Origin of the sequence: Albimonas marina, from assembly GCF_029223255.1 — a bacterium.
Lineage (GTDB): Bacteria > Pseudomonadota > Alphaproteobacteria > Rhodobacterales > Rhodobacteraceae > Albimonas.
Genome location: NZ_JARHUC010000007.1, coordinates 212,347 through 229,076 on the forward strand (window position 1 = coordinate 212,347; position 16,730 = coordinate 229,076).

Annotated in this window: 16 protein-coding genes; 10 read left to right on the plus strand and 6 right to left on the minus strand. The window is 72.1% G+C overall.

The genetic code is table 11. The annotated features are described in order from the left end of the window. Window positions 1-12: 12 nt before the first annotated feature. Both P2H44_RS19345 and P2H44_RS19350 read left to right on the plus strand, forming a co-directional pair. Entirely contained in the window at window positions 13-1,212 is a 1,200-nt protein-coding gene (locus P2H44_RS19345; RefSeq protein ID WP_275766104.1) for an acyl-CoA dehydrogenase family protein, read from the plus strand. 7 nt (window positions 1,213-1,219) lie between these two features. Further along, window positions 1,220-2,359 carry an acyl-CoA dehydrogenase family protein gene (locus tag P2H44_RS19350; RefSeq protein WP_275766107.1) on the plus strand — a complete coding sequence of 380 codons (1,140 nt, stop codon included), beginning with the start codon at window positions 1,220-1,222 and terminating at the stop codon, window positions 2,357-2,359. A 67-nt stretch (window positions 2,360-2,426) separates the two neighbouring features. Here the strand turns inward: P2H44_RS19350 and P2H44_RS19355 are convergent, their stop codons facing one another. Together P2H44_RS19355 and P2H44_RS19360 are read right to left on the minus strand one after the other, a co-directional pair. Next, window positions 2,427-2,864, minus strand: a complete 438-nt coding sequence (locus P2H44_RS19355) for a hypothetical protein (RefSeq protein ID WP_275766108.1) — start codon at window positions 2,862-2,864, stop codon at window positions 2,427-2,429. 172 nt (window positions 2,865-3,036) lie between these two features. Next, the gene (locus tag P2H44_RS19360; RefSeq protein WP_275766110.1) at window positions 3,037-3,303 is read right to left on the minus strand and encodes a hypothetical protein; all 267 of its coding nucleotides are present in this window, start codon (window positions 3,301-3,303) and stop codon (window positions 3,037-3,039) included. Here P2H44_RS19360 and P2H44_RS19365 point away from each other — a divergent pair. Beyond that, window positions 3,302-5,959: a phosphatidylglycerol lysyltransferase domain-containing protein gene (locus P2H44_RS19365; RefSeq protein WP_275766113.1), complete on the plus strand. Its 2,658-nt coding sequence runs from the start codon at window positions 3,302-3,304 to the stop codon at window positions 5,957-5,959. The two genes, P2H44_RS19360 and P2H44_RS19365, sit on opposite strands and share 2 nt — an antisense overlap. Before the next feature lie 161 nt (window positions 5,960-6,120). On the opposite strand, the gene P2H44_RS19370 is transcribed toward P2H44_RS19365, so the two are convergent. Genes P2H44_RS19370 through P2H44_RS19380 form a run of 3 tightly spaced genes read right to left on the minus strand, consistent with a single transcriptional unit; the run spans window position 6,121 to window position 8,746 of the window. Further along, complete coding sequence (locus P2H44_RS19370) at window positions 6,121-6,852, minus strand: SDR family NAD(P)-dependent oxidoreductase (protein WP_275766114.1); 732 nt, start codon at window positions 6,850-6,852, stop codon at window positions 6,121-6,123. Between the two features lie 52 nt (window positions 6,853-6,904). After that, window positions 6,905-7,777 (minus strand): MBL fold metallo-hydrolase, encoded by an 873-nt coding sequence (locus P2H44_RS19375; protein ID WP_275766116.1) that lies wholly within the window; start codon window positions 7,775-7,777, stop codon window positions 6,905-6,907. A gap of 57 nt (window positions 7,778-7,834) precedes the next feature. Then, window positions 7,835-8,746, minus strand: coding sequence for a polysaccharide deacetylase family protein (locus P2H44_RS19380; protein ID WP_275766118.1), 912 nt, complete (start codon window positions 8,744-8,746; stop codon window positions 7,835-7,837). Between the two features lie 529 nt (window positions 8,747-9,275). On the opposite strand from P2H44_RS19380, the gene P2H44_RS19385 reads away from it, so the two are divergent. The 7 genes from P2H44_RS19385 (at window position 9,276) to P2H44_RS19415 (ending at window position 15,430) form a co-directional block, all read left to right on the plus strand. Continuing rightward, the gene (locus tag P2H44_RS19385) at window positions 9,276-10,193 is read left to right on the plus strand and encodes a branched-chain amino acid ABC transporter permease (RefSeq protein ID WP_275766120.1); all 918 of its coding nucleotides are present in this window, start codon (window positions 9,276-9,278) and stop codon (window positions 10,191-10,193) included. Further along, window positions 10,193-11,122: a branched-chain amino acid ABC transporter permease gene (locus tag P2H44_RS19390; RefSeq protein ID WP_275766122.1), complete on the plus strand. Its 930-nt coding sequence runs from the start codon at window positions 10,193-10,195 to the stop codon at window positions 11,120-11,122. The genes P2H44_RS19385 and P2H44_RS19390 overlap by 1 nt, the downstream gene beginning before the upstream one ends. After that, window positions 11,119-11,904, plus strand: a complete 786-nt coding sequence (locus P2H44_RS19395) for an ABC transporter ATP-binding protein (RefSeq protein WP_275766124.1) — start codon at window positions 11,119-11,121, stop codon at window positions 11,902-11,904. The genes P2H44_RS19390 and P2H44_RS19395 overlap by 4 nt, the downstream gene beginning before the upstream one ends. Continuing rightward, window positions 11,897-12,619 carry an ABC transporter ATP-binding protein gene (locus tag P2H44_RS19400; RefSeq protein WP_275766127.1) on the plus strand — a complete coding sequence of 241 codons (723 nt, stop codon included), beginning with the start codon at window positions 11,897-11,899 and terminating at the stop codon, window positions 12,617-12,619. The genes P2H44_RS19395 and P2H44_RS19400 overlap by 8 nt, the downstream gene beginning before the upstream one ends. A gap of 44 nt (window positions 12,620-12,663) precedes the next feature. Then, window positions 12,664-13,857: an ABC transporter substrate-binding protein gene (locus tag P2H44_RS19405; protein WP_275766129.1), complete on the plus strand. Its 1,194-nt coding sequence runs from the start codon at window positions 12,664-12,666 to the stop codon at window positions 13,855-13,857. A 288-nt stretch (window positions 13,858-14,145) separates the two neighbouring features. Continuing rightward, a complete protein-coding gene (locus P2H44_RS19410) occupies window positions 14,146-15,117 on the plus strand; it encodes an AEC family transporter (protein WP_275766131.1) in 972 nt (323 codons plus the stop codon). A gap of 43 nt (window positions 15,118-15,160) precedes the next feature. After that, window positions 15,161-15,430 carry a DksA/TraR family C4-type zinc finger protein gene (locus P2H44_RS19415; RefSeq protein ID WP_275766133.1) on the plus strand — a complete coding sequence of 90 codons (270 nt, stop codon included), beginning with the start codon at window positions 15,161-15,163 and terminating at the stop codon, window positions 15,428-15,430. A gap of 62 nt (window positions 15,431-15,492) precedes the next feature. Here the strand turns inward: P2H44_RS19415 and P2H44_RS19420 are convergent, their stop codons facing one another. Then, entirely contained in the window at window positions 15,493-16,668 is a 1,176-nt protein-coding gene (locus P2H44_RS19420; protein ID WP_275766135.1) for a BaiN/RdsA family NAD(P)/FAD-dependent oxidoreductase, read from the minus strand. Window positions 16,669-16,730: the final 62 nt, after the last annotated feature.

The window sequence follows — 16,730 nt, forward strand, 5'->3', positions numbered from 1 at the left end:
AAGGAAACCCCCGTGGAACTCGAGTTCACAGCCGAGGAGAAGGCCTTCCGCAAGGAAGTGCGGTCCTTCATCCAGGAGAACCTGCCCGCCGAAACCCGCGAGCGGGTGAAGGAAGGCCGCGGCACCAGCCGCGAGATGATGGTGGAGTGGATGAAGATCCTCGCCGCCAAGGGCTGGTCCGCGCCGCGCTGGCCGGCCGAGTACGGCGGCCCGGGCTGGACCCCGATCCAGCAGTACATCTTCCTCGAGGAGCTGCAGTTCAACCACGCGCCCGAGCCGCAGGGCTTCAACATCTCGATGGTCGGGCCGGTGATCTACACCTTCGGCAACGAGGAGCAGAAGAAGCACTTCCTGCCGAAGCTCCTGGATTGCGAATACTGGTTCTGCCAGGGCTTCTCCGAGCCGGGCGCGGGCTCGGACCTCGCCTCGCTGAAGACCAAGGCGGTGCGCGACGGGGATGACTACATCATCAACGGCCAGAAGACCTGGACCACCTACGCCCAGCACGCGAACTGGATGTTCGCCCTGGTGCGCACCGATCCGGACGCGCCCAAGAAGCAGATGGGCATCTCCTACATCGTGTTCCCGATGGACCTGCCGGGCATCACCGTGCGCCCGATCCAGACCATCGACGGCGGCGTCGAGGTGAACGAGGTCTTCTTCGACGACGTGCGCGTGCCGGTGTCGAACCTGATCGGCGAGGAGAACAAGGGCTGGGACTACGCCAAGTTCCTGCTGGGCAACGAGCGCATCGGCATCGCCCGCGTCGGCGCCTCGAAGGCCAAGATCCAGCGGATCAAGGAGCTGGCGGCCTCGATGCCGGTCGGCGAAGGCTCGCTGATGGACGACCCGCGCTTCCGCCAGAAGGTCCTGGAGACCGAGGTGAAGCTCAAGGCGCTGGAGATGACGCAGCTGCGCGTGCTGTCCGACATCGCGGTGCGCGGCGGCAAGAAGCCCCATCCGGCGTCCTCGGTGCTGAAGCTCGTGGGCTCCGAGATCCAGCAGACCTGCACCCATCTTCTGATGGACGTGGTCGGCCCCTACGCGATCCCCAAGTCCACCGGGGGCGAAGGCTCGAACGAGCCCTCCGTCGGGCCCGAGTGGGCGGACGCGATCGCGCCGGGCTACTTCAACTACCGCAAGGTGACGATCTACGGCGGCTCCTCCGAGGTGCAGCGCGGGATCATCGCCAAGGCCATTCTGGGACTGTGAGGGGCGGATGGACTTCGAACTGAGCGAGGAGCAGCAGCTCCTGAAAGACATGGTCGCCCGCTTCATGGCCGACCGCTACGACTTCGAGACCCGCGGCAAGTACATGAAGGAGCCGCTGGGCTTCGACCCCGCGATCTGGGAGGCCTATGCCGAGCAGGGGCTGCTGGCGCTGCCCTTCGCCGAGGAGGACGGCGGCATCGGCGGCGGCGGCGTCGAGGTGATGATCGTGATGGAGGAGATGGGCCGCGCGCTCTGCCTCGAGCCGTGGATGGCGACCGCCGTCATCGGCGCCTCTATCCTGCGCAACGGCGCCACCGACGCCCAGCGCCAGGCGCTGGCCGAGGAGATCATCGGCGGCGCCTGCAAGCTGGCCTTCGCGCATTCCGAGACGGCGGCGCGCTATGACCTCGCCCATGTCGGGACCAAGGCCGAGAAGGCCGGCGACGGCTGGACGATCTCGGGCGCCAAGACGCTGGTGATGTGGGGGGGCGCGGCCGACAAGCTGATCGTCTCGGCCCGCGTCTCGGGCGGGGTGCGCGACGAGGACGGCGTGGCCCTGTTCCTGGTCGATCCCAAGGCCGAGGGCGTCTCGCTGCAGGTCTACGACACCCAGGACGGCCTGAAGGCCGCCGAGGTGACGCTGGACGGCGCCGCGGGCGAGCTTCTGGGCGATGCGCCCGGGACCGGCATGGCGGTGATCCGCCAGGCCGCCGACGAGGCGATCGCGGCGCTCTGCGCCGAGGCCGTGGGCGCGATGGAGAAGGCGCTGAACCTCACCGTCGACTACATCAAGCAGCGCGAGCAGTTCGGCCGCGCCATCGGCAGCTTCCAGGGCCTGCAGTTCCAGGCCTCGGACATGTTCGTCGAGCTGGAGCTGGCCAAGTCGATGGCGATGTACGCCTCGATGTGCGCCCGCGACCCGGACCCGGTCGAGCGCTCGCGCGCCTGCTCGGCGGCCAAGGCCCAGGTCGGCCGGTCGCTGAAGGCGCTGGGCGAGCGGTCGATCCAGCTGCACGGCGGCGTGGGCATGACGATGGAGTATTCCATCGGCCACTACTTCAAGCGCCTGTCGATCATCGACCGCATGTTCGGCGACGTCGACTTCCACCTGCAGAAGCTGGACGAGGTCGGCGGCCTGGCCGCCTGATCGCCCCGAGAGCGCTGAGAGACTCCAAGGGGGCGCGGTTCCGACCGCGCCCCTTTCCGCATCCGGCTCAGCCCGCCCCGCGAAGCTGACGGACGCCTGCGCGAACGCCCCGCGCCAGCCCGCGGATCCCCGCCCAGGCGAGCGCGGCCATCGGCGCCACGATCGCGACCGCGGCCAGCACCAGGCCCGCCGCGACCGCCAGACCGTGCAGGTCGGCGGGGGTCATGGCCGCCTCGAGCAGCGCGAAGGGCGCGAACATCGGCACGTAGATCGCCAACAGCGGCAGGTTGTACACCGTCTCCCAGATGGCCCCGCCCGGCACGTCGGCGCCGCAGGTCACCCCCGGAACCAGCGCGTCGGTCCAGTAGCAGGCCTCCGTGCGCGGTCCCTCGACCGCGAAGAACCCGGGCAGGTCGGCGGAGAGGGTCACGGCCGTCGCCGCGAGCCAGATCGTCAGCTCCAGAGCCCCGATCCACGGCAGGACCTTCCTCAGCCTGGCCCACATTTTCGCGCGTCCCTTGGCTCCGCTCGAAAGGAGCACGTCCGCCCGCCACGAGCAACCTGACGGTCCGGCCTCGCGCCCTCCCCACCGAGTCGCCCGCCAGCCGCCCGTGGCCACGGGCGCGCCACGGGCTTGACCCGAGGCCTCTCGCCGTCGGCCGGTCCAGCGTCCGGCGTCAAGCGCCTGGGGCGGCCTGCGCGACGCTCGCCCCTCCGGCGCCGGCGCTCTCGCAGGGTTCCGGCGCCGGGCGCGAGGCCGCGTCGCGGCGCGTCGCGCGGCCGCCGGCAGGCGGGGCGCCGGGCCGCTTTCGCGCGCGCTCGACGCCATCCACGCCGTCGTTCCGGCGGCCGATGTGGACGGTTCCTTCATTTTTACCTGCGATGCCGTCGCCCGTGGGTGGGGCCTCGACGGTCCCCGGTGGACGACGATCGAGGTGGATCATGGGCGAGCGCTTCCAGGCGTCGCCGCGCGCGGACGCGGGCGACGGGACGACCTCCGGCATTTCGGATCGCATCGCGGGGCTTCGCGCCGCGCTGAAAGCCAACCGGCGGCGGATCGCGGTCGCGACCGTCCTCGCCATCGTGGCGCTGGCCTTCGTCGGCGTCGCCCGCATCGCCGAGGGCGTGGACCGCGCCCAGCTCCTCCACGCCATCGAGGCGACCCCCGGCTGGCGGCTGGCCGCCGCGCTGGGCGCGACCGCGCTCAGCTTCCTGGCCCTGACCTTCTACGACTGGACCGGCTTCGCGGCGATGGGCCGGCCGCGCCCCTGGCGCAAGGTGGCCCCGGGCGCCGCGGCCGCTTTCGCGATCGCCCAGACCGCCGGCCTCGGCCCCGTCACCGGCGCCGCGGTGCGCTGGCGCTTCTACGCCCCGATGGGGGTCGGCGCGGGAGAGATCCTGCGGCTCGTCGCCTTGTGCACCCTCTCCTTCGGCATGGGCCTCGCGCTGACCGCCTCGGCCGCCGTCCTGTGGTCGCCCGCCCCCGCCGCCGCCATGCTGGGCATCGGCGCGCCGGCCGCCTCGCTTCTTGCGCTGAGCGTGATCGGCGCGACCCTCGGCGCGCTCGCCACCTGCGGCCGCTGGGGCGCGCGTCTCGCCGCCGGCCCCTCGGACGCGCCCGCCGACAAGACCTCCGCAAGGCCCGAGGATCAGGCCGCCGCCCAGGCCGACGCCGAGACCGCGCCCTTCCCCGCGGCCCGTCCCGCCGCCCGCTTCCGGCTGGCCATGGCCCGACAGCTGGTCGTCACCGTGGCCGAGGCGGTGGCCGCGGCCGCGGTCCTGTGGGCGCTGCTGCCCGCGGGCGCGATCGACTTCGCGGGCTTCCTGCCGCTCTTCGCCCTGGCGCTGGCGCTGGGGGTGATGTCCCACGCCCCCGGCGGCATCGGCGTCTTCGAGATCGTGATCCTCGCGGGCCTCTCGTCCTCCACCGACCCGGCCGAGGCCGCCGCCGCCCTCGTCCTCTACCGCCTGATCTACCACGTCCTGCCGCTGAGCCTGGCCCTCGTCGCGATGGGGGTGGGCGAGGCGCGCCGCCTCGCGCGGCTCGCCCCCGTCGCCGCCGCCCTGCGCCTGGCGGGCGAGGCCTCGCCGCGGGGCCTCGCGGCCCTGGCGCTCGTCCTGGGCCTCGTCTCGGTCTTCGCCCGCGCGCCCTCCGCCGAGCAGGCGGGCGCCTTCGCCGTGGCGGGTCTCGCGGGGGCGGCGCTGGTCGCCTGCGCGCAGGGGCTCGCGCGCGGGCTCGACCTCTCCTGGCGGATCGCGGTGGCCGCGGCCCTCGCCGCCGCGCTGGCGCTGGGGGCGCAGCGCGCGGCCCCGGGCCTCGCGCTCGCGCATCTCGCGCTGGCGGGCGCGCTCCTGCTCGCCCGTGCGCGCTTCCGCCGCCCGAGCCGGCTGCGCCTGCCGCCGCTCGCCTCCCGCCGCGCCCGCGCGGTCGCCTCGCTGCTGGCGCTGACCGCGCTGGGGGCGCTCAGCTGGCGGCTCTCGGGGGTCGAGGCGCAGGCCCAGACCCTGATCGCGGCGGCCGAGGCGCACCAGGGGCTGAGCGTCGGCGCCCGCGCCGGCGTCGCCTCGGCCTTCGCGCTGCTGGGCTTCCTGCCCGCGCCCCGCGCCCCCCTCTGCGGCGCCCCGGACGCCGAGGCGCTGGCCCGCGCGCGGGAGATCGTGGCCGCCCAGCCCGTCGCCGCCGCGAAGCTCGCCCTCTCCGGCGACAAGCGCCTGCACTTCTCCCAGGACGGCGAGGGCTTCGTCATGTACGCGCCCCGCGGCATGACCTGGCTCGCCCTCTACGATCCCGTGGGGCCCGAGGCGCTGTGGCCCGAGCTGATCTGGTCCTTCATCGAGGCCGCCCGCGCCGCCGGCGCCACCCCCGCCTTCTACCAGGTGGGCCCCGAGCGCCTGTCCCTCTACGCCGAGGCCGGCCTGGGCTTCTGGAAGATGGGGGAGCAGGCGCGCGTCGACCTCGCCGCCTTCACCCTCGAGGGATCGAAGCGCCAGGCCCACCGCCGCGTCCTCAGCCTCGGCCAGCGCGACGGCCTGAGCGCCGAGATCCTGTCGCCGGACCAGGCCGCGCGGGAGATCGACCGCCTCGAGACCGTCTCCGGCGCCTGGCTCGCCGCCCGCGGCGCCGCCGAGAAGGGGTTTTCGCTGGGCGCCTTCTCGCGGGACTGGGTCCTCTCGGGCCGCGTCGCGGTGGTGCGTCGCGCGGGCGAGATCGTCGCCTTCGTCACGCTGATGGAGACGGAGGCGGGCCACGAGGCCGCCATCGACCTGATGCGCCACCTCGACGACGTGCCGACCAAGTGCATGGAGTTCCTGTTCCTGCGCCTGTGCCAGGACCTGCAGGCGGAGGGCGTCGCCTGGCTCGACCTCGCCATGGCCCCGCTTTCCGGCCTCAGCCCCCGCGCCGGCGCCCCCGCCTGGCAGAAGCTCGCCCACGCGCTCTACGAACATGGCGCCAGGACCTACAGCTTCACCGGCCTGCGCCGCTTCAAGGACGGCCTGAAGCCCGAGTGGCGCCCCCGCTTCCTCGCCGCGGCCCCCGGCGCCGCCCCTGCGCGCGCCCTTCTCGCCGCCAACCGCCTGATCAACCGCCCCGACGCCTGACGATCCAGGCGCCCCGGCGCGACGCCGGCTGCCCTCGCAAAGCGCCTGTTCTTTGGTGAGTCAGGAGCGTCCTCCCCCCTTCCCCCACCAGGCGCCCGCGCGCAGCGCCCCCCGAGACGAGCCCCGCCTCGGCGAGGCTCCCCCCCGGCGGCCGCGCGCCTTCACGGCATGTAGGCCCCGCCGTTGACCCACAGCACCTGACCGGTCATGAACCCGCTGTCCGGCCCCAGCAGGAAGCGGATCGGTCCCGCCACGTCCTCGGGCTGGGCGACGCGGCCCAGGGGCGTGACGCGCCGGTGGAAGTCGAGATCCACGATCGAGTCGGCCTTCTCATCCGAGCGTCCCGCGCCGCCGCGGATGAAGCCGGTGTCGACCACCGCCGGCCCGACCGCGTTCACCCTCAGCTTCGGCGCGCACTCCAGCGCCAGCGTCTTGGTCAGCGCGATCACGCCGGCCTTGGACATGGCGTAGGGTCCGAAGCCGGGGCGGATGAACTGGCCGAGGCCGGAGGTGATCAGCACGATCGACCCCCCGTCCTTCATCAGCGGCAGGATCGCCTTCGCCGCCACCCACTGGCCGCGCAGGTTGCCCTCGATCACCTCGTCGAAATGCGCCGTGGGGATCTCGGAGACCGGCTGGATCACCGCGTTCCAGCCGGCGAGGTTCACGAACCCGTCCACGCCCTCGGGCCAGATCCGGGCGACCTCGGCCATGGCGTCGGCGACCGCGGCCTCCGAGGTCACGTCGACGTCGATGCCGGGACAGTCCTGGGGATGCGCCTCCAGCGAGGCGGGCAGGTCCAGCACCAGCACCTCGTCGCCCTTCGCCAGCAGCGAGGCGACCAGCGCGCGGCCGATGCCGCCGGCGCCGCCCAGCACCGCGACGCGGCTCAAGACGGGGATCCTTCGGGGCGGGAGGGGAGGGTCATGGGGGCTCCTTTCGGGGTCAGACGTAGACGGGGCGCCAGTGGTCGCCGGTCCGCTCGGGGCGGAAGCCGATGGCGCCGCGCAGGTGCACGGGCAGGATCATGCCGCCGGCGCCCTCGGCGCGTTCCAGCATCGCGCGGCGGGTGAGGGCGGCCTGCGCGGGATCGGTGCAGAAGGCCGAGGACCAGTCGGGCTTGCGCAGCTGGACCGGCGAATGCAGGGCGTCGCCGCAGAAGATCGCGGTGCCGCCGGGATGCGCCAGCTCCAGCCCCATCTGGCCAGGCGTGTGGCCGGGCAGCGCGCAGAGCGTCAGGCCCGCGGTCAGCTCGAACCCCTCCTCGACCGGCTCGGCGAGGCCGGCCTCGACCACCGGCTTCACGGAATCGGCGAAGAGGCCGTGGTTCGCCTCGCCCGGCGCGCGGGCCTCCTCGGCGGTCCAGTGGTCGAGCTCGGCGCGGCCCATCACGTAGCGGGCGTTGGGGAAGGTGGGGACCCAGCGGCCGTTCTCGAGCCGCGTGTTCCAGCCGGCGTGGTCGGCGTGGAGGTGGGTGCACATCACCACGTCCACCTCCTCGGGCCGCACGCCCGCAGCGGCGAGGCGGTCGAGATAGCCGGTGTCGCGCCGGTCATGCCAGTCGGGGCGTTTCGGGCGCGGCTTGCACTCGCCCACGCAGGTGTCGACCAGGATGGTCAGGCCGCCGATGCGCAGCAGGTGGCTCTGCACCCCCAGCAGCACCTGGCCGGTCGCGAAATCCAGCGAGTGCGGCTCCAGCCACTCCCGCGCGTCCTCCAGCTCGGACAGGACGGCGTCGGGAAAGATCTGGGTCAGGCCGAAGCGGAAGGGGTCCATGTCCACGATCCGCTCGATGGTGGCGGCGCCGAGGGTGAGCATTCGGGGAAACTCCTTCCGCGAGAGGGGCCCGGCGCGTCGCCGCGCCGGGCGACGGTCTCAGGCCGTGGGGATGTGGCTTTCGTGGTTCTCCAGATACCACGTCGCGATCTCCTCGCGGGTGGCGAACCACACGTCGTCGAACTGCTTGGCGTAGCGGATGAAGTCGCGCAGCGCCCGGATCCGGAACGGCTGGCCGATCACGTGGGGGTGCAGGCCGATGTTGAGGAAGCGGCCGGAGTGCTCGGACTCGGCGTAGAGCCAGTCGAACGCCTCCTTGAACACGTGGAAGCCGCCGTCGCAGGTCTGGCCCTGGCGCATGAACACCGTGAAGTCGTTGACCTCGGAGGTGTAGGAGACCGAGACCAGCGGCTTCCCGGACTTCGTGTGGATCAGGTAGGGCTGGTCGTCGTTCAGGAGGTCGGTGAAGTAGAGCATCCCCTCCTCCGCCAGCAGGTCCGCCGTGTTGGGCGTGGACCGCAGGGACGAGGACAGCCACCCCTTGGGCCGTTTTCCGGTGGTCTCCTCGCAAATACGAAGAGTCTCGCGGATGACCTCGCGCTCGCGCTCGGGGTCCTTGTGGAAGTCGGTCAGCAGGTCGGTCTGCACGTAGTTGTGGGCCACGATCTCCCATCCGCGCTCGACGGCGGCGTCGACCACGGCCTTCCGCTCCAGCCCCATCTTGGCGTTCATGGTGCACGACGAGGGCACGCCCTCGGCGTCGAAGACGTCGAACATGCGCCACACGCCGACGCGCTGGCCGTACTCGCGCCAGGTCCAGTTGGGGTTGTCGTAGACGTCGCCCGCCAGCTCCCCGCCCACGATGCCGGGGCCGCCGGGATAGAAGGGCTTGGGATCCTCGCGCGCGGGGTCCCAGTATTCGAAGTTGGTGGTCAGGATGATCGCCAGGCGCTTGCCGTTCGGCCACTTCAGCGGCTTGCGGTGGGCGATGGGCACGAAATCGTAGCGCACGGGGCGGGCTCCTTCCCAGGAGGCAGGCGCCCGCGCGGGAGGCGCCGGGCCGCTGACTGCCGAATGTTTCGCTTGACTCCAATGGGGTCGGTTCGCACCGTGTACAAGTTGTCAGGACATTTCAACTGCGCTTGTCAGCGAATGTCCGGCGTTTCGCAGCGCACACCTCCGCCGCCCCGTGGCGCGGGCGTGGGCCCGGCGAAGGCTCCGGACGACGGTGCAGGAGCCGGGAAAACCCCGGCGGAAAGGGCGAAACGGTGCGGATGAGGCCGAAATCAGGGTCGGAAGCGATGCGGGCCGAGGGCGGGCGCCGGCGCATGCGCGCGTGCTGCGCCGCAACGGAACGGCGAGGCGCGGCCGCGGCGGCGACCCGGCGCGAGGTCTCGGGTTTGTATACACCGACGCCGACGACTGCGACGGGCCGACGCGCACCGGCGGGCGAGTCGCCGAGGCGCGCGACCTCCGCACAGGCGACCTGCGGCGCGGCTTCGCGGGCGCGCGCGGCGGGGAACGAGGGGGCGCGGGCCTGATGCTTCTTTTGCAGCAGATCGCCAACGGGCTGATGCTGGGCTCGGTCTACGTGACCGTGGCGGTGGCTTTCACGCTGACCATCTCGATCCTCAACTTCCTGAACTTCACCATCCCCACGCTGTTCATGCTGGCGGGCATGGTGGGCTGGTCGCTGGCCTACTGGGGGCTGCCCTTCGGGATCTCGGGCCCGCTGCCCTGGCCGCTGGCGCTGGCGGGGGGGATCGCGGCCTCGATCGTCGCCTCGCTGATCGTCGAGCGCTTCACCTTCCGCTACCTCAAGACCCGCTACGGCGATTCGACCGAGCATGCGATCCCGCTGGTCTCCTCGCTCGGCTTCCTGCTGATCCTCGAGAACCTGGTGCGGATCGAGCATGGCTCGGACGCGCAGCGCTTTCCGGGGCCGTCGGCCGACCTGACGCTCAGCCTCGCGGGGATCCACCTGCGGGTGCCGCAGGTGGTGTCGCTGATCGTGGTGGTGCTGCTGGTGCTGGCGCTGGCGTGGATGATGAAATCCTCCCGCGTCGGCCGGATGCTGCGCGCGATCGCCGAGAACCCGGACGCGGCCGGCATCCTGGGCATCGAGACGCGGCGCGTGGTGCCGGTGGTGTTCATGCTGACGGGGATGCTCTGCGGCCTCGCCGGGGCGCTCTTCGCGGTGAACTACGGCGAGGTCAGCCCGCAGATGGGCGAGGACATCGGCTCGAAGGCCATCGCGGGGATGGTGGTCGGAGGCCTCGGCAGCCTCTGGGGCGCCGTCGCGGGCGGCGTCATCATCGGGCTGATCGAGATGATGACGATCCACTGGGCCGGCGCCGACACGGTGCAGGCGACCGTCTGGGGGGCGCTTCTGATCACGCTGCTGATCCGACCGCAGGGCCTGTTCGGCCATCACGCGATCGGCAAGGGGAAGCTGTGATGAGCGGCTACTGGATCGGCCTGATCACCATCCTCGCGATCAACGTGATCTTCGCCTACGGCATCTTCCTCGCCGTGGCGACGGGCCAGCTGAACCTGGGCGGCGCGGGCTTCCAGGCGCTGGGCGCCTACGCGGCCGCCTACCTGGCGATGGAGCTCGACCAGCCCCTGTTCGTGACCATCTCGGCCGGCGTGATCATCGCCGGGATCATCGGGTTCCTGATCTCCTTCCCGATCCTCCGGCTCAAGGGGGTCTACCTGGTGTTGGGCACATTCGCCTTCGCCGAGGTGGTGGCGGGCCTGATCCTGAACTCCGAGATGCTGGGCGGCGCCACCGGCCTGCCGGTGCCCACCTTCATCGACTGGGAGGTGCCCGCCGCCGCCGCCGTGATCGTGGCCCTGCTGGTGTTCTGGCTGATGTCCACGCGCTTCGGCCTGGTGGTCCGCTCGGTCCACGACGACGAGGTGGTGGCCGACCTGATGGGCGTGAACGTGCGCATGGTGCGCGTCACCGCCTTCGCGCTGGGCGCCGCGCTCGCGGGCCTGTCTGGGGCGCTCTACGCCCACGCCTACAGCTTCGTCGAGATCCAGGTCTTCAACGCCTCGCTCTCGATCTACGTGCTGCTCTACGTCCTGCTGGGGGGCGCGCAGACGGCCTGGGGGCCGCTGGTCGGCGCCGCCTTCTTCACCCTCCTGCCCGAGGCGCTGCGCGACAGCCTGCCCGCGATCAAGGAGACGGTGTTCGGGGTGCTGGGGCTGGAGGGCGCGGCGACGCCGCCCGACGAATCCTGGCGCTACGTGATCCTGGGCGTCGCCACGGTTCTGATGATGATCTTCCGCCCCGAGGGGCTGGTCACGCGCACCACGCTCGAGCGGATCTCCCACCCCGGGCGCGCCCGCGCCCAGGCCGCGCCGGAGGCCGCCGAATGACCGCGCCGCTTCTGAAGGTCGAGAACGTCTCCAAGAGCTTCGGGGGCCTCGCCGTGATCTCGGAGGTCTCGTTCGAGGTGCCGAAGGGAGGCCGCGTCGCCCTGATCGGGCCGAACGGGGCGGGCAAGACCACGATGTTCAACCTCCTGACCGGGGTCTACCGGCAGGACGTGGGCACGGTCACGCTGGACGGCGAGGCGATCGACGCCTACCCCTCGCGCTCCCGGATCGGGCTGGGCATGGCGCGCAGCTTCCAGAACATCCGCCTGATGCCGCACCTGTCGGTGGTCGAGAACGTGATGCTGGGCCAGCAGTCCCGCAAGCGCGGCTGGGGGGAGTTCCTGACCCCCGTCTCGACCTTCGGCCGCTCCGCCGCCTATCGCGAGGCCGAGGACCTGCTCGCCTCGATGAACATCGAGACGCGGCCGGGCGAGGTGGTGGCGACGCTGCCCTACGGCATCCGCAAGAAGATCGAGGTGGTGCGCGCGCTGGCCGCGAAGCCGAAGCTGCTGCTGCTGGACGAGCCCGCCGCGGGGCTCAACGCCTCCGAGACCGCGTCCCTGCGCGACTTCCTGCTGGAGATCTCCGCCACCGGCGTGACCCTGCTGGTGGTCGAGCATGACATGAGCCTGGTGCGCAGCCTGTGCACCTCGGCCGTTGTGCTGAACTTCGGGCGCAAGATCTACGACGGCCCGACCGCCACCGTGAACCAGGACCCGCAGGTGCTGGAGGCCTACCTCGGCCCCCGCCACGCCGGCGAGAAGGAGGCCGCCCATGCCTGACGCCTGGCTGGAAACCGAGGCGCTCGACGTCACCTACGGCCGCACCCGCGCCGTGCAGGCCCTGGACCTGACGGTCGGCGAGGGCGAGATCGTCGCCGTGCTGGGCGCCAACGGGGCGGGCAAGACCAGCCTGCTGCGCGCGCTGCAGGGGGCGGTGAAGCCCTCGGGCGGCCGCATCCGCTTCAGGGGCCGCGACCTGACCAACGCGGGCTCGGCCGACCGGGTGCGGGCGGGGATGATGCTGGTGCCCGAGGGGCGGCAGATCTTCGTCTCGATGACCGTGCACGAGAACCTGCTGATGGGCGGCCACCTCCGCCGCGACAACGGCGTGGAGAAGGACATCGAGGCGGTCTACGAGCGCTTCCCCAACCTCGCCGAGCGTCGCGACATGAAGGCGACCGTCCTTTCGGGCGGCGAGCAGCAGATGCTGGCCGTCGGCCGCGCCCTGATCGGGCGGCCGAAGCTGATGATGCTCGACGAGCCGTCGCTCGGCCTCTCCCCCCTCTTCGTCGAAAAGCTGTTCTCCCTGATCCAGGAGCTGAACGCCGAGGGGCTCTCGATCCTGCTGGTCGAGCAGAACACCCACATGGCGCTCGAGATCGCCTCGCGCGCCTATGTCCTCGAGCTTGGCCGGGTGACCCTTCAGGGGTCCGCGGCCGAGCTCGCCGCCGACGCCGCGCTGGCGGAGGCCTACCTGGGCGCAGAGCCCGCATAAGCAAGCAAGACCAAGACGAACCGCACAACAGGGGAACCCACGCCATGACGCTTCGCGCCAAGACATTCGCGGCGGCCGCCGGCCTCGCCGCCCTGACGCTGGGGGCGCTGCCGGCCCTCGCGCAGGACACGATCAAGATCGGCAACATCGTCGTCACCACCGGCTTCCTGAAGGGCCCGGGCGAGCCCGCCGTGCACGCCTTCGACATCGCGGTCGAGGAGATCAACGCCGCCGGCGGCATCAACGGCAAGCCGATCGAGATCGTGCGCTTCGACACCGGCTCCGACGCCAAGCAGGCCGCGGTGGGCGTGCGCACGCTGGTGCAGGACGAGAACGTGCTGGCGATCCTGGGCCCGTTCTCCTCGGGCGAGACGCGCGTGGCGCTGACCATGGCGGACCGCTTCGGGGTTCTGATGATCCCCACCGCCGCCTCCGCCCCCGACCTGGTGGCCGAGAGCAAGTGGGGCTGGCGCCTGACCGAGGACGAGGCCAAGCAGTTCTCCCGCCTGCTGGGCGCGATGAAGGATGCGGGCCTCCCGATGGAGACGGCCGAGATCGTCTACGTCTCGGACGAGGTCGTCTCGGCGACCGCGGGCACCAAGCTCTATCCCGCGCTGATGGAGAAGGCGGGCATCAAGGTCGGCGAGCCGATCGCGGTGCAGTACAAGTCCTTCGACATGTCCGGCCAGGCCGCGAAGATCATGGAATCGAAGCCCGACCTGGTGGCCGTCGCGGGCCTGCCGGACTCGGCCTCCAAGGTCATCAAGGAGCTGCGTCGCCAGGGCTACGAGGGCCGCATCATCGGCTCCCAGATCTTCGCCGATCCGCTGATCGTCGAGCTCTTCGGCCCCGAGGGCAACGGCACCATGGTGGTGGCGGGCTTCTGGAAGGGCCGGACCGAGCGCTCGCAGGCTTTCGACGACAACCTGATGGCGCGGCTGAACGAGAACGGCATCCACAAGCTGGGCGCCCACCACTCGGACGCGCAGGCCTATGACGGGGTCTACCTGCTCAAGCAGCTGATGGAGACCGCGGGCGTCACCGGCGACCCGGCGAAGCTGGAGGAGGAGCGCGCCGCGATCCTCGCCGCCATGGACGGCGTCGTGTTCAACGGCATCGTGGGCGACAACGTGTGCTTCGACTCCAAGCACGACGCCGAGCTGCCGGGCTACGTCATCGAGATCAAGGACGGCGCCTGGACCAAGTTCGCCGAGGTCCCCGCCGACCCCTGCGAGTGAGCTGACCGCGGCGGGCCCCGCGCCCGCCGCGCCGGATCCGACAGGATCGACCCGCCGGCCGCCCCAAGCGGCCGGCGGTTTCGTTCGCGGGGGCGCGCGACTGCCATGCGGGGCAGGGCGGCTCCGCGCCGGGCGGACGCGGCCGGCGCCCGCCCCGGGCGCCTCGATTCGGGGCGGAGGGGCGGCGGGCGCCGAAAATGGCGGCGGCCGCGCCCGCCCCGCGCCCCGCCTGCGCCCAAACGGCGCGCGCGCTCCCGCCGTCTGGCGGGGAGGGGGCGCGGACGGCGAATGATTGCGCTGTCATTCCCCACCGCCGGACCGCCCCCGCCCGTGCTCGAGATCATCTGGATCACCCTTCCGCTCTACCTGCTGATCCTCTCCGGCTACGCCGCGTTCCGCTGGCGCTACCTGGTCACCGACGGGCTGGGCGCGCTGGGGGCCTTCGTGGTGCGGGTCAGCCTGCCGGCGCTGATCTTCCAGGCCATCGCCACCCCGCGCGAGGGCGTGGGGTTCGAGTGGAGCTTCCTGCTGGGCTACCTCGGCGCCTCCTTCGCGGGGATGCTGATCGGGCGGGCGATCATGCGGCGCGCCTTCGACCAGCCGCCCGCGATCTCCTGGGTGTTCGGGCTGGGCATGTCCTCGTCCAACACCGGCTTCATGGGCTTCGCCATCACCAGCCTGGTCTTCGGCCCCGAGGCCGCGGCCGCCTTCGCCATGATCATCATCGTCGAGAGCGCGATCATGGTGCCCTTCGCCATGGTCGCGGCCAACGTCGCCGCCTCGCCCCAGGCGGACTGGAAGGCGCTGGCCGTGCGCTCGCTGTCGAACGCGGCGCGCAATCCGCTGCTGCTGGCGGTGGCGCTGGCGGTCGCCGCGCGGCTGGTCGAGTTCACGCCGCCCGAGCCGCTGGAGCGGGCGATCTCGATGATGGCGGCCGTCGCGGCGCCGGTGGCGCTGTTCGCGGTGGGGGGCACGGTGGCGCGGTTCCCGATCAGCGGGGCCTGGCGACGCTCGATCGCGATCTCGGCCTTCAAGCTGCTGGCGCACCCGGCGCTGACCGCGCTCGCCTTCTGGGCGCTGCCGGGGGTGTCGCCGGGGCTCGCGGCCATTGGCATCGCCAACGCGGCCATGCCGATGCTGTCGCTGTTCCCGCTGCTGGGCCAGCCGCACGGGGGCGAGCAGGTCTGCGCCACCTCCCTGATCCTGTCGACCGCCGCCAGCTTCCTGACCATCAGCCTGTTGGTGGGATATCTGGCCTGAGGGCGTCCGGCGCCCTACCTTCAGGGGCAAGGAGGATGCGGCGATGGCAGGCGGCTGGGCGCGCGACGGCGCGGTGAACGAACAGATCGAGGCCTCGATCGAGGACGAACTCATGCGGCTGCGCGCGGCGGGCAAGCCCAAGGGCGAGAGCCTGACCCATTGCGCCGAGTGCGAGGAGCCGATCCCCGAGGCGCGTCGTCAGGCGATCCCCGGCGTGCGCCTGTGCATCGAGTGCCAGTCCGAGCGCGACCGCGCCCCGGTGAACCGCGGCGGCATCAACCGCCGGGGTTCGAAGGACAGCCAGCTGAAGTGACGCGGCGCGCCTCCCGGGCCTGACCCGGGGCCTGCCGCGCGACGCGTGCGGGGCGGGCGCTCTCAGCCCTGCGCCGCCGCCTCGGCGATGGCCTTGCCCGCGGCGACGCCCGAGGCCCAGGCCCACTGGAAGTTGTAGCCCCCCAGCCAGCCGGTCACGTCCACCGCCTCGCCGATGGCGTAGAGGCCGGGGACGGCCGTCGCCTCCATCGTCTTCGAGGACAGGCCGGCCGTGTCGATGCCGCCCGCGGTGACCTCGGCCTTGGCGTAGCCCTCGGTGCCGGTGGGGTGGAATTCCATGTCCTCGAGCGTGGCCCCCAGCGCGTCGAGCGCGGCGTCGGAGGCGTTGCCCAGCTCCTGCGGCAGGGCGAGGCGGGCGGCGAGCGCGTCGGCGAGGCGGCGGGGCAGATGCTCGGCCAGCGCGGCCTTGAGGTGGGCGCGCGGCGCGCGCCGCTTGGCCTCGCGCAGCTTCGCCGCCGCGTCGGGGAGGAGGCGCAGATGCACCGGTTCGCCTGGCGACCAGTAGGAGGAGACCTGGAGGATCGCGGGGCCGGACAGGCCGCGATGGGTGAACAGGGCGGCTTCCTCGAAGGCCATCCCGCCCGCCCGCGCGACGGCGGGGAAGGCGACGCCGGAGATGGCCCGCAGGTCCGCGTCCGCCTCGCCCAGCGTGAAGGGGACCAGCGCCGGGCGCGGCTGCACGACCTTCAGCCCGAAGCGGCGGGCGATGTCGTAGGCGACGCCGGTGGCGCCCATCTTGGGGATCGAGGGGCCGCCGGTCGCGATCACCAGCCGCCGCGCCGAGGCGCCGGCGACCCGGAAGCGTCCGTCGGCATGCCCGATCTCGCCGATCGCGGTCTCCAGCCGGACCTCGACGCCCCCGCGGGCGCATTCGTCGAGCAGCATCGCCACGATCTGGCGGGCGGAGCCGTCGCAGAACAGCTGCCCCAGCGTCTTCTCATGCCAGGCGATGCCGTGGCGCTGCACGAGGTCGAGGAAGTCCCACTGCGTGTAGCGGCTGAGCGCGGATTTCGCGAAATGCGGGTTCTGCGAGAGGTAGCAGCCCGGCTCGATCCCGAGATTGGTGAAGTTGCAGCGCCCGCCGCCGGAGATCAGGATCTTCTTGCCGGCCTTCTCGGCGTGGTCGAGCACCAGCACCCGCGCCCCCGCCTGGCCGGCGGTCAGCGCCGCCATCAGCCCCGCGCCGCCGGCGCCCAGCACGATCGCGTCGTAATCCATGGCGGCTCTCGGGCGGCTCTCGATCGAGGGGGCGGGGCAGGGCGGATCGCGCCCCCTCTATC